Annotated in this window: 11 protein-coding genes; 8 read left to right on the top strand and 3 right to left on the bottom strand. The window is 70.9% G+C overall.

Translation table 11 applies throughout. The features are described from left to right. The first annotated feature begins 63 nt into the window (after positions 1–63). The 4 genes from RI138_RS05480 (at position 64) to RI138_RS05465 (ending at position 2,592) form a co-directional block, all read left to right on the top strand. Positions 64–1,455, top strand: a complete 1,392-nt coding sequence (locus RI138_RS05480) for a CynX/NimT family MFS transporter (protein ID WP_311118983.1) — start codon at positions 64–66, stop codon at positions 1,453–1,455. A gap of 17 nt (positions 1,456–1,472) precedes the next feature. Next, entirely contained in the window at positions 1,473–1,589 is a 117-nt protein-coding gene (locus RI138_RS05475) for an SGM_5486 family transporter-associated protein (protein ID WP_096628221.1), read from the top strand. Between the two features lie 176 nt (positions 1,590–1,765). Next, on the top strand, positions 1,766–1,972 hold the full coding sequence (locus RI138_RS05470; RefSeq protein ID WP_096628223.1) for a hypothetical protein: 207 nt from the start codon (positions 1,766–1,768) through the stop codon (positions 1,970–1,972). A gap of 101 nt (positions 1,973–2,073) precedes the next feature. Next, the gene (locus RI138_RS05465; RefSeq protein ID WP_311118982.1) at positions 2,074–2,592 is read left to right on the top strand and encodes a SixA phosphatase family protein; all 519 of its coding nucleotides are present in this window, start codon (positions 2,074–2,076) and stop codon (positions 2,590–2,592) included. Positions 2,593–2,725: 133 nt separating this feature from the next. On the opposite strand, the gene serB is transcribed toward RI138_RS05465, so the two are convergent. Continuing rightward, positions 2,726–3,973: a phosphoserine phosphatase SerB gene (gene serB / locus RI138_RS05460; protein WP_096628226.1), complete on the bottom strand. Its 1,248-nt coding sequence runs from the start codon at positions 3,971–3,973 to the stop codon at positions 2,726–2,728. Positions 3,974–4,442: 469 nt separating this feature from the next. On the opposite strand from serB, the gene RI138_RS05455 reads away from it, so the two are divergent. Further along, positions 4,443–7,043 (top strand): ABC transporter ATP-binding protein/permease, encoded by a 2,601-nt coding sequence (locus RI138_RS05455; protein WP_311118981.1) that lies wholly within the window; start codon positions 4,443–4,445, stop codon positions 7,041–7,043. 83 nt (positions 7,044–7,126) lie between these two features. Here the strand turns inward: RI138_RS05455 and RI138_RS05450 are convergent, their stop codons facing one another. Next, the gene (locus tag RI138_RS05450; protein ID WP_311118980.1) at positions 7,127–7,894 is read right to left on the bottom strand and encodes a transglycosylase SLT domain-containing protein; all 768 of its coding nucleotides are present in this window, start codon (positions 7,892–7,894) and stop codon (positions 7,127–7,129) included. A 1,005-nt stretch (positions 7,895–8,899) separates the two neighbouring features. Here RI138_RS05450 and RI138_RS05445 point away from each other — a divergent pair. The 3 genes from RI138_RS05445 (at position 8,900) to RI138_RS05435 (ending at position 11,093) form a co-directional block, all read left to right on the top strand. Next, positions 8,900–10,045: a GAF domain-containing sensor histidine kinase gene (locus RI138_RS05445; RefSeq protein ID WP_311118979.1), complete on the top strand. Its 1,146-nt coding sequence runs from the start codon at positions 8,900–8,902 to the stop codon at positions 10,043–10,045. Next, a complete protein-coding gene (locus RI138_RS05440; RefSeq protein ID WP_096628233.1) occupies positions 10,038–10,682 on the top strand; it encodes a response regulator in 645 nt (214 codons plus the stop codon). Before RI138_RS05445 ends, RI138_RS05440 begins: the two co-directional genes overlap by 8 nt. Positions 10,683–10,841: 159 nt before the next feature. Next, positions 10,842–11,093 (top strand): chaplin, encoded by a 252-nt coding sequence (locus RI138_RS05435; RefSeq protein ID WP_311118978.1) that lies wholly within the window; start codon positions 10,842–10,844, stop codon positions 11,091–11,093. A 265-nt stretch (positions 11,094–11,358) separates the two neighbouring features. Here the strand turns inward: RI138_RS05435 and RI138_RS05430 are convergent, their stop codons facing one another. Continuing rightward, positions 11,359–12,150, bottom strand: a complete 792-nt coding sequence (locus RI138_RS05430; RefSeq protein WP_096628236.1) for a hypothetical protein — start codon at positions 12,148–12,150, stop codon at positions 11,359–11,361. Between the last annotated feature and the right edge of the window lie 97 nt (positions 12,151–12,247).

Genomic DNA, 12,247 nt, shown 5'->3' with positions numbered 1-12,247 from the left:
CGGGGGATCCGGAGGATCGGCGGGATTGGACAATCAATCATCCCATGATTCTATGATGACTCCATGCCGGACGAGACACAGACCCCGACCCTGAGCCGCGGCCCCGCCGCACGCACACCCCACGACCCCCGCGCCCCGCGGCTCCCCGGTACGGGCGAGGCCCCCGCGCCCTGGCTGCTGCGCCTGATCGCCGTGGGACTCGTCCTGGCCGCCCTGAACCTCCGCCCCGCCATCACCAGCCTCGGCGCCCTCCTCGAAGAGGTCCGCGAGGGGCTGCACATGAGCGGCAGCGTGGCCGGTGTCCTCACCTCCGTACCGCCGCTCTGCTTCGCGGTCTTCGGGGTCATGGCGCCGCGCCTCGCCCGCCGCTTCGGCGCGGGCACCGTCGTCTGCGCGGGCATGGCGGCCATCGCGGCCGGTCTGGTGATCCGTCCGTACGCCGGCTCCACCGCCGGATTCCTGGCCGCCAGCGCGCTGGCCCTCATGGGCATCGCCGTCAGCAACATCCTGATGCCGGTGATCGTCAAGCGCTGGTTCCCCGACCGCGTCGGCACCATGACCGGCCTGTACTCCATGGCCCTGGCCCTCGGTACCGCCCTGGCCGCCGCCGTCACCGTCCCGCTCACCGGCGCACTCGGCGGCGACTGGCAGTCCGGCCTGGCGATCTGGGCCGTGCTCGCCGCCCTCGCGGTCCTGCCCTGGATCGTCCTCGTACGCGACCGCACCCCCGCACCCGGCCAGCCCGGAAACCGCCCGGCGGGGGTACCCGGGGCGACCGGAGACCGTTTGGCGGGGGCGCCCGGCACCCGCCGCGCCGACAGGCCTGCCACCGTCCCCACCGGGGCATCCGGCATCCGCCCCGCCGAGGCGCCCGCGCTTCGGATCACCCGCAGCCGGACCGCCTGGGGCCTCGCCTTCTTCTTCGGGCTCCAGGCCACCGCCGCGTACATCACCATGGGCTGGATGCCGCAGATCTTCCGCGACGCCGGGGTCTCCGCGGGCACGGCGGGCGTCCTGCTCGCGGTCACCATGGCGATGGGTGTCCCGCTCGCCTTCGTCATCCCCCGCGTCGCCTCCCGGCTCAAGCAGCAGGGCCCCATCGTCGTCGTCCTCGGCCTGTGCGGCCTGATCGGTTACGGAGGCCTCTACCTCGCCCCGGCCGCCGGGGCCTGGGCCTGGGCGCTGCTCCTCGGCGTGGCCAACTGCGCCTTCCCACTGGCCCTCACGATGATCGGCATGCGGGCGCGGACCGGCGCGGGCGTGGTCCGGCTGTCGGCCTTCGCCCAGTCCACCGGCTATCTGCTCTCGATTCCGGGCCCGCTTCTCGTTGGCGTGCTCTACCAGCACAGTGGCGGCTGGGGGCTGCCGATCGCCCTGATGGCGGGCCTGATGATTCCCCAGATGGCGGCCGGAATCCTGGCCGGCCGGGACCGGACGATCGAGAACGAGTGCTGAGATGCGAGACTGGCCCCATGCCAGTGCTCGATCCGAATCCTCAGAACGGCCAGAAGAAGCTTCTCCTCGTGTTCGGGGCGATGATTCTCGTGACCGTGGTCATCGGTGTGATCGCCGCGATCGCCTCCCCCTGACGTCACCTCCTGGTGTCAGGAGGTGACGTCCCCCGGGCGGGGGTGGGGCCAGCCCCACCGTCCCCTAGGGGGCCAGGGTCAGGGTGAAGTGGGTGGGTCACCGGATGGGACCGCCTGCCTCCGAACCGTAGGTTCTTCGGTAACGACCGACGACCCGAAGCCCCACGGAGGCGGACATGGCGACACCGACGCACCCAAGGTCCCCCCGGCCTGCCGCGGACGGCGTCGAGGTCCGGCTGCCCTGGTGGGCCGTCGCCCTGCCCGCCGTCGCGTTCGCCGCCCTCCTCCTGATGATCATCAACCCCGGACAGGCCCACGCCGCCACGAGCGCCCCCGCGCTCGGACAGCTGATCGAGCACACGTTCCACTTGCTCGCCCGCTGAGGCGAAGGCACCCCCAGGCCCCCGGACCAGCGCGTCAACTCCCCGGACGAGCACGTCAACACCCTGCGCCACAGGCCGCATTTCATGCGAAGCTGAGGTGTATGAGCGTCGAGACACCTCGCAGGATCGTCCTTCTCCGGCATGCCAAGGCGGAATGGTCACAGGCTTCCGATCATGAGCGTCCACTGGCCGAGCGCGGCCGCAAGGACGCGCCCGTGGCCGGCCGCAGGCTCGCCGACTCCGGCATCGATTTCGATCTGGCCCTCTGTTCCAGCGCAGTCAGGACGCGGGAGACCTGGAAGCTGGCGGTGCATGAATTCACCCAGCGCCCCCGGACCGTCTACGAGGAGAGGCTGTACGAGGCCTCCCTCGGCGACCTGATCGCCCTGTTCAACGAGACCCCGGACGACGTCCGTAACCTGCTGGTCATCGGCCACAACCCGGGGATGCACGGAGCCGCCGACGCCCTCTCCGGATCGGCCGAGGGCGACACCCTGGCCAGGATGACCCGGGACGGATTCCCGACGGCGGCCTACGCCGTGGTGGAGTTCCCCGGCTCCTGGAAGAGCGTGGAGCACGGGGCCGGCAAGCTCACGGAGTACTGGACACCGAACGGCTGAGCAGCGGGAACGCACGCGGTCGCGACCGCGCACAGGGCCCCGGCACCTCCTCGGTGCCGGGGCCTCTTCCCGTAAGCCTGCATGCCTGAGCCTGTGAGCCCGCACGCCCGTGGAGCCCGCAGGCCCGTGGGCGTCAGTCGACGAGGCCGTCCGCCGCCTCGACCTCTTCGCGGGTGATGCCGAGCAGATAGAGCACGGTGTCCAGGAACGGCACGTTCACCGCGGTGTGCGCCGCCTCGCGGACCACCGGCTTGGCGTTGAACGCCACGCCGAGCCCGGCGGTGTTCAGCATGTCGAGGTCGTTCGCCCCGTCCCCGATGGCCACCGTCTGCGCCAGCGGAACCCCCGCCTGCTCGGCGAAGCTGCGCAGCAGCCGGGCTTTGCCCGCCCGGTCCACGACATCGCCGACGACCCGTCCGGTGAGCTTGCCGTCCACCACCTCCAGGGTGTTGGCGGAGGCGAAGTCGAGGCCGAGCCGTTCCTTCAGGTCATCCGTGACCTGGGTGAACCCGCCGGAGACGACGCCCACTTGGTACCCGAGCCGCTTCAGCGTACGGATCAGGGTGCGGGCGCCGGGGGTGAGCCGTACCTCGGCGCGGACCTTGTCCACCACCGAGACGTCCAGGCCCGCCAGCAGTGCGACCCGGGCGTGCAGCGACTGCTCGAAGTCCAGCTCGCCGCGCATCGCCTGCTCGGTCACCTCGGCGACCTTGTCCTCGCAGCCCGCGTGCGCCGCGAAGAGCTCGATCACCTCGTCCTGGATCAGCGTGGAGTCGACGTCCATGACCACCAGGCGCTGGGCCCGGCGGCTCAGCCCGGCCGAGACCACCGCGACGTCCACACCGATCTCCGCGGCCTCGGTCGCCAGCGCGGTCCGCAGCTCCCCGGTCCCGGTCCCCGACACCGCGAACTCGACGGCGGTGACCGGGTACTTCGCCAGCCGGAAGATACGGTCGATGTTCCCGCCGGTCGAGGTGATCGTGGCCGCTATGGCGGCGGTCGACTCGGCGGTGAGCGGGTGCCCCAGCACGGTCACGTGGGAACGGCCGTCCCCGCGGGGGCGGTTGTCGCCGATACCCGAGATGATCTCGGCCTGGAGCTTCAGGGAGTCGGCCCAGCTGTGCACGGTCGCCCGCAGGTCGCCCTCGGTCGTCCCGCCCGCGACGGGCGCGGTGACCAGGGCGCACAGCACGATGCGGCCACGGGTGACGACCTGCTCGATGTCCACGACGTCGACCGCGTACGCGGCGAGGGTGTCGAAGAGCCCGGCGGTGATCCCGGGCCGGTCCTTGCCGAAGATCTTGACGAGCAGGGTGGGTGCGTCGCTGCCCGGGAGGGGCTGAGGTGACGCGGGTGGCTGAGGTGGCTGAGATGCGCTCATGGTGGTTCCCACCGTATCGGTCCGGCCGCCCTCCCCGGCTGCCTGTCCCGAGTGCCGGACGGAAAACCGTGAGGCTCCGCGTGCGGCAGTCGGGAGGTATACGCGCCCGAAAGCGACGGGATGCGCGCCCAAGGAACAGGGGGATTCGCGCCCGAGGACACAGGGATACGCGCCCGGGGACGCGCGGACCCCGCAGATCTGGCCGGTACAGGTCTTGCGTTCGGCCGCTCCGGGTGTCCCGTATGGCCCGTTATGAAGTCACTGAAGCTTCATCAGGCGGTAAGAGCACCTTCATTCGTTCTTCTCCCGTTCCGGGGTGGTTTTCCTGCCGGGACCGGAGCCTCTGAGCAGGCCTCCGCGCGGTCTTCACCCTCCCGACTTTCGGATCGGGGGCCGACCCTGGAATAGTTCCCCACGATGTTCAGCATCCCTAGACTCCCTGCGACGGGGGTAACACGGGGGACAACTAGTGGGGCGCGGAGTGCCGGAACTCGTACTGGAATTGAATGGCAGCACCTGGACGCTCGATCCGTCCAGGCCGTACACCCTCGGACGTGATCCGCAGGGCGACCTGACGATCGACGACGCCAGGGTGTCGTGGCGGCACGCCACGATCAGCTGGAACGGCCGCAGTTGGTCCATCGAGGACCACGGCAGCACCAACGGCACCTATGTGCAGGGCCAGCGGATTCAACAGGTGGAAATCGGCCCCGGCTCCGTGCTGCACCTGGGCAACGCCACCGACGGCCCCCGGGTGAGCCTCACGGCCGCCGCGGGCGCGGGTGTCGGCGGCGGCCAGGGTGCCGGCGCCCAGCAGGCTCCGCACCAGCAGCCCCAGGGCGGCGGCGCGGGCTGGCCCGGACACCAGCAGCCCCCGGCCCACCAGGCCCCGCCCCAGCAGCAGGCCTGGCAGCAGCCGCAGGCGCCTCAGCAGCAGGTGCCGCACCAGCAGCCCCCGGCCCACCAGGCCCAGCACCAGCAGGTGCCGCATCAGCAGAACCCGGCGCATCCGGGCGGACCGGGACAGGGCGCCGCCGCGGGCGCGCCGCCGGTCTACGGTGACCGCAGCCCGACCACGTTCCACCAGCTGGCCCTCGGCCGGGTCATGCGCATCGGTCGTGCGCTGGAGAACGAGCTGGTCGTCTCCGACCTCCAGGTCTCCCGCAACCACGCTGAGTTCCACGCGACGCCCGACGGCCGCTTCGAGATCCGCGACCTCGGCTCGCACAACGGCACGTACGTCAACGGTCTGCCGCTCCAGAAGTCCGGCTCGGCGCTCATCGGCCCGAACGACATCGTCGGCGTCGGTCACTCGACGTTCCGGTTGGTCGGGGACCGGCTGGAAGAGTTCGTAGACACCGGTGAGGTCTCCTTCTCCGCCCGCCACCTCACGGTGACGGTCGACGGCGGGAAGCAGATCCTGAAGGACGTCTCCTTCGGCGTCCCGGAGAAGTCGCTGATCGCGGTCATCGGCCCCTCCGGCTCCGGAAAGTCCACCCTGCTCAAGGCGCTCACCGGCTACCGGCCCGCCAACCAGGGGGACGTCCTCTACGACAACCGAAACCTGTACAAGCAGTTCGCCGAGCTGCGCCAGCGCATCGGTCTGGTCCCGCAGGACGACATCCTGCACAAGGAACTGACCGTCACCAAGGCCCTCAAGTACGCGGCCAAGCTCCGCTTCCCCGCGGACACCACCGAGGCCGAGCGCCAGTCCCGGATCACCGAGGTCCTCGCCGAGCTCAAGCTCGACATCCACAAGGACAAGAAGATCACCTCGCTCTCCGGCGGCCAGCGCAAGCGCGTCTCGGTCGCCTTGGAGCTGCTCACCAAGCCCTCGCTGATCTTCCTGGACGAGCCGACCTCCGGCCTCGACCCGGGCATGGACCGCGACGTCATGCAGCTGCTGCGCGGCCTCGCCGACGACGGCCGCACGGTGCTCGTGGTCACGCACTCGGTCGCCGAGCTGGCGATCTGCGACAAGCTCCTCGTGATGGCGCCCGGCGGTTCCGTCGCCTACTTCGGTCCGCCGGAGGAAGCGCTGAACTTCTTCGGCTACACCAGCTGGGCCGACGTCTTCTCCGCCTTCGAGAACTACCGCGACTACGACTGGGCGGGCCGCTGGCGCGGTTCGCAGCACTACCAGATGTACGCCGCCGACATCGACGCGGTCGCGGCCCAGCCGGTCAACATGCCGCCCCCGCAGCAGATGCGCCCGCCGAAGCCGCAGGGCTGGATGGCTCAGCTGTGGACGCTGATCCGGAGGTACTCCTCCGTCATCGCGTCCGACAAGGGCTTCATGGGTCTGATGCTGATCCTGCCCGCGGTGCTGGGCGTGGTCAGCGTGGTCATCCCGGCGGAGTTCGGTCTAGCCGAGCCCACCCCGCCGTCCCGGTTCAACGGCAAGGCCGGCACGATCATGCTGATCCTCGCGGTCGGCATGTGCTTCTCCGGCGCCGCCAACTCCGTACGAGAGCTGATCAAGGAACGGGTCATCTACGAACGGGAGCGGGCCACCGGCCTGTCCCGCTCCGCGTACCTGATGTCCAAGGTGATCGTCCTCGGCGTGATCACCGCCTTCCAGGGCGTGATCATCTGCGGCATCGGCTTCGCCACCCGCGATCTCCCGGCGGAGGGCCTGATCATGCCCCCGGCCGTCGAGATCTGCCTCTCGATCATCGTGCTGGGCTTCACCTCGATGATGTTCGGCCTGGTCATCTCCTCGCTGGTGAAGACCGCCGAGAAGACCATGCCGCTGCTGGTCATGTTCGCGATCATCCAGGTCGTCTTCACCGGCGTGCTCTTCCAGGTGTACGGATCGCCGGGCCTGGAGCAGTTCGCCTGGCTGATGCCGTCCCGCTGGGCGATGGCCGCGGCCGGTACCACGCTGGACCTGGCGCACCTGATGCCGCCGTGGGACCCGAAGAACCCCACCGATCTCGACCCGCTGTGGGAGCACACCGCGAGCCAGTGGGGCATCAACATCACCGTCCTGCTCGCGCTCGGCGTGATCTGCGGCATCGCGGTGGCACGCCTGCTGCGCCGCCACGAGCCCGAGGTCATGCGCAAGTAGTACCGGTCGCGACATGCCGGAGGGCGGCACCCCGCGGGGTGCCGCCCTCCGGCATGTGTACTGCGGCCTGAGTGCTGCTGGGATCAGTACGCGCCGTTCACGTTGTCCATGGAGCCGTAGCGGTCGGCCGCGTAGTTGCAGGCCGCGACGATGTTGGCGACCGGGTCGTACAGGTCCTTCTTGGTGCCCGCCACGTGGTAGCGGTCGAAGGTCGGCTGGATCACCTGGAGCAGGCCCTTGGAGGGGACGCCGTTGCGGGCGTTGATGTCCCAGTTGTTGATGGCCCAGCGGTTACCGCTGGACTCCCGCATGATGTTGCGGTGGATCCCGTCGTAGGAGCCCGGGATGCCTTCCTTCTTCATGATCGCCATGGCTTCGCGGATCCAGCCGTCGAGGTTGTTGGCGTAGACGGGCTTGCGCGCGGTGGAGCGGCTGGCGGCCTCGGACTCGCGCTTCTTCGCGTCGGCCTTGGCCTGGGCGGCCTTGGCCTTGGCGGCGGCAGCGGCCTTGGCCTTCGCCTGGGACGCGGCCTTGGCCTTGGCAGCGGCGGCCTTGGTCTCGGCGGCGGCCTTCGCCTTGGCGGCGTCGGCGGCCTTCACCAGCTGCTCAGCGGTGGAGTGCTGCTCGATCATGCTGTTCTGCACGGTCTTGGCCTGTGCGGAACCCGCGGCGGCGGTGAGAGCCACGGGCGCAGCGGCGGCTGCTGCCTGCGGAGCAATCTCGGCCTCGGCGTTCGACGGGACGAGCGAGAAGGTCAGGGCGGCGACGCCCAGGGCCGACACACCGGCCACGGAGATCTTCTGGACCTTGTTCAGACGACGAAGACGACTGGGAATGCGGTTCGCGGACATGCAGGGATACCTCTTCGAATGCTCAGGTGTCCTCACGGAGGACGAGACCGGAGGTGGTGGCGCGTACCTCCGTCGGGGACGAGGGCAATTCTTAGCGGCCGCAAAATGCTGTGGCAAAGGTGTGACGTACGAAGGCGAGTAGTGGAGTGGGTGCTCGGAGGGGGTCCCGTTCGCCCGAAATAACCCCAGCTCGTGCTGGCCCAAAACGCGCTTATGTGTCAACTAGGGACGTTCGTAAGTGACGTGGGCCCTATGCCCGGGCTCACATCGGCGAGGTAACAGTCTCACCACTCGTTGCTGAAGCAATCCGGAGCGTTATGTTCCTCATCCGGCAGGACGAGGTGGACACCCCGAACTCGTGCCAGAGGTGCCGCCCCTGGAGCGCCGCCAAGCAGGGGTGGGCGGGAAGGTCAGCGGGAGCGGACCGTCCGGCAGGGCTGGCCGTGGCTCGGCGCGATGCCCCAGCTCAAGGCCAGGCAGGATGCCGACGCGGGCGGGCGTGTGTGCCGTCGCTCCGGTCCGCGCCTGGTGACAGCCGACTCGCTTCCGCGCCCAGCTCCCGCGCTGTGCCCTCCCGTACTTCGGCGCGCTCCCGCGCTGTGTCCTCCCGAACCCCGGCGTCCCGTGCGTCGAGCACCAGATCCCGGCTTCCGCGCCGCCGGCGCCCCGGCCGGCGTGCGCCCCAGCCCCTTCGAACCGCCCGTGATCACCGCCACCGGCATCGTGACCGTCTCCTCCGTTCGCTCCTCGGCGTCCGCCGGGAGGACCCCGGCGGCTTCACCGCAGGAAGCGCGCCGCCCGCCGCGCCTCGCCCGCGAGCTGCATCCGCACCCGCACCCGTACCCGGCACGTCGACGCAGGCCCCGGGCGGCCACGGCCCATGGGGTCCTCAAGTCCTAGGACCTTCGCCCGAGGAGACCGGTGGCCCGGGCCCTAGGCCTCCCGCCCGTCCGTCACCGCCCCCGCCCGATACGGCCGCGCGGCCCCCGCCGGTACGGTGATCCCATGAGTCATCGCCCACCGTCGGGCCTCGCCGCGGTGAGTGCCGCGCTGCTCGCCATGAGCCGGCACCTCGAAGTGGGCGACGTCCTCAAGACGATCGTCGCCTCCGCCCGCGAGCTGCTCGACGCCCAGTACGCGGCCCTCGGCGTCCCGGACGACCACGGGGGCTTCGCCCAGTTCGTGGTCGACGGGGTCAGCGACGAGCAGTGGAAGGCCATCGGCCCCCTGCCCCGGCAGCACGGCATCCTCGCCGCGATGCTGCACCAGGCGAAGCCCGAACGCCTCGCCGACGTCCGCGAGGACCCCCGCTTCGAGGGCTGGCCCGACGCCCACCCCGACATGTCCGACTTCCTCGGCCTGCCCATCACGGACGGCGACGAGATCATCGGCGCCCTGTTCCTCGCCAACAAGCAGTGCCCCAAGCCCGACGGCGGCTGCGGCTTCACCGCCGAGGACGAGGAACTCCTCTCGATCCTCGCCCAGCACGCGGCCATCGCCCTGACCAACGCCCGCCTCTACGAGCGCAGCCGCGAGCTGACCATCGCCGAGGAACGCTCTCGCCTCGCCCACGAGCTGCACGACGCGGTCAGCCAGAAGCTGTTCTCGCTCCGCCTCACCGCCCAGGCCGCCACCGCCCTCGTCGACCGCGACCCGGCCCGCGCCAAGGGCGAGCTCCAGCAGGTCGCCGTCCTCGCCGCCGAAGCGGTCGACGAGCTACGGGCCGCGGTCGTGGAGCTGCGCCCCGCCGCGCTCGACGAGGACGGGCTCATCGCCACACTCCGCACCCAGATCCAGGTCCTGGACCGGGCGCACACCGCCGAGGTCGCCTTCGAGAGCTGCGGGGTGCGCGCGCTGCCCGCCGCCCAGGAGGAGGCGCTGCTCCGGGTCGCCCAGGAGGCCCTGCACAACGCCCTGCGCCACTCCGGCGCGGAACGAGTGAGCGTCACCCTGGCCCGGCACGGCCCCGCGACCGTCCTGCGCGTCACCGACGACGGCCGGGGGTTCGACCCCACCGCTGTCCGGCGGGCGGGCCGCCACCTCGGCCTCGTCTCCATGCGCCACCGGGCGAGCAGCGTCGGCGGCCGACTCACCGTTGCCTCGGAGCCCGGCAAGGGCGCCACGATCGAGATGGAGGTCCCCGGTGGCTGACAAGATCATCAGGGTGCTGCTGGTCGACGACCACCAGGTGGTCCGCCGTGGCCTGCGTACGTTCCTGGAGATCCAGGACGACATAGAGGTCGTCGGGGAGGCGTCCGACGGTGCGGAGGGAGTCGCCAGGACCGAGGAGCTCCGCCCCGACGTGGTCCTGATGGACATCAAGATGCCGGGCACCGACGGCATCGAGGCCCTGCGTCGGCTGCGCGAGCTCGACAACCCGGCCAAGGTGCTCATCGTCACGAGCTTCACCGAACAGCGCACGGTGGTCCCCGCACTGCGCGCCGGAGCCTCCGGTTACGTCTACAAGGACGTCGATCCGGACGCCCTGGCCGGGGCGATCCGCTCGGTCCACGCGGGTCACGTTCTTCTCCAGCCGGAGGTCGCCGGCGCGCTCCTCGCCGACGACAACACGGGCACCGGGACGGGCCGGGGGAGCACCCTGACCGAACGGGAGCGCGAAGTCCTCAGCCTCATTGCGGACGGACGTTCGAACCGTGAGATCGCTCGCGCACTCGTCCTCTCCGAGAAGACGGTCAAGACCCACGTCTCGAACATCCTGATGAAGCTCGATCTGGCGGACCGGACCCAGGCCGCGCTGTGGGCGGTACGCCACGGAGCCGCGGGCTGAAGCGCGCCGGGCGGCCGACGGTCCGACCGGGTTCCCACCCGGACCGAGATTCATACTGTCGGGTGTATGTCACCCGTACGGCGCATCCTTCCGGGCCGCACGGCGTTCTCCAGGGCGTGCTGCGGCGGCTTGCCGCAGCCTCTCTAGGAGGAACCTGAAGTGAAGAACCTGAAGAAGGCCGCTGCCGTCACGATGATCGCCGGTGGGCTCATCGCCGCCGGTGCCGGTGCTGCCTCCGCCACGGTCCACAGCGGCGCCGACGCCCACGGCCTGGCCACCCACTCCCCGGGCGTCGCCAGCGGCAACCTGGCCCAGGTCCCGGTCGCCATCCCGGTCAACGTGGTCGGCAACACCGTCAACGTGGTCGGCCTGCTCAACCCGGCCTTCGGCAACCTCGGCCTGAACCACTGACCCAAGCTCCACCCCCGAAAGCCGGACACCCTTCCATCCCCAAGGGCCCGTCCGGCTTTCGCCGTACCGCCCCTCGCCCCACCCCAACCGTCCCGGTACCCGCTCCACCCGGTGCCACGGGTTCGGCACCCCGCTCCAGCCCGTCCGTCGTTCGAGGACGGAACCCCGCCCCGGGCCCCCGAGCGCAACGGGCGGCCAGCCCAACCGCGCCCCAGGCCGTCCGGCGCATGAAGACAGGGGGCGCAGAGGGCAAGCGCCCGCGGGCCTACCGCCGAACCTCCCCGCCCTCCACATACGCGTTGTACGCCGCCACCTGAGCCCGCCGAGCCACCCGCTCCACCGGCCGCAACGCCTCCCCCCGCGCCGCGATCTCCGACGCGCTCACCGCACCACCGTGCCCGTTCTCGTACGCCACCGAGACCAGCAGCCCCACCCGCTGCGCCATCTCCAGCACCCGCGCCGCCCGCGGCGGATACCCGGGCGCCAGCACATCGCGCACCCGCCCCCGCTCCGTTCGCGCCCGGTACGCGTCCACCGCCGCCTCCGCCACCGGCCCGGACCCGGCCACGTCCAGCCGGGAGAGCACCGCCGTCGCATCCCGCAACGCCTCGGCCAGCTCCCGCTCCGCTTCGCCCAGCGACGGGACATCCGCCGGCGGCGCCTCCCGTACCGGCAGCACCCGCCACACCACCTCGACGTGCAGGTCCCCCTCCGGCCCCACTTCGCTTACCTCCGGCACCAGCCCGTACGGCACCCCGTACGCGACCACCGCCTCCTCCGCCTCCAGCGCACGCGCATTGAAGTCGGGCGGACCGCTCAGCCCCAGCGGATGCCCCGGCGCCGGCAGTGCGACACGGAAACCGGTCGCCCCCAGCCCCCGCAACCGGCCGAGCGCCAGCGTGAGCCCGACCGGACCCGCCTCACCCGGCAGCCCCTCGACGCGGTGCACCGCGTCCTCCCCGACAATCGCGAGGGCGGCTTCGTCCGGCGAGACAAGTCCCGCGAGAAGCGCGTTTCCCCAGGCGGCCAACAACCCTGAACGTGGTTCGACAAGCATGGAGACAGCCTAGGGAACGCCCGGCCGATGCACGGGGTACGGACCTCACGCCCGGACCGCTCGCGCGGTGGCGTAGGTTTTCCCTGGGAGCCGTGCC

Origin of the sequence: Streptomyces durocortorensis (assembly GCF_031760065.1) — a bacterium.
GTDB lineage: Bacteria > Actinomycetota > Actinomycetes > Streptomycetales > Streptomycetaceae > Streptomyces.
This window is presented reverse-complemented; position numbering and strand designations above follow the sequence as displayed.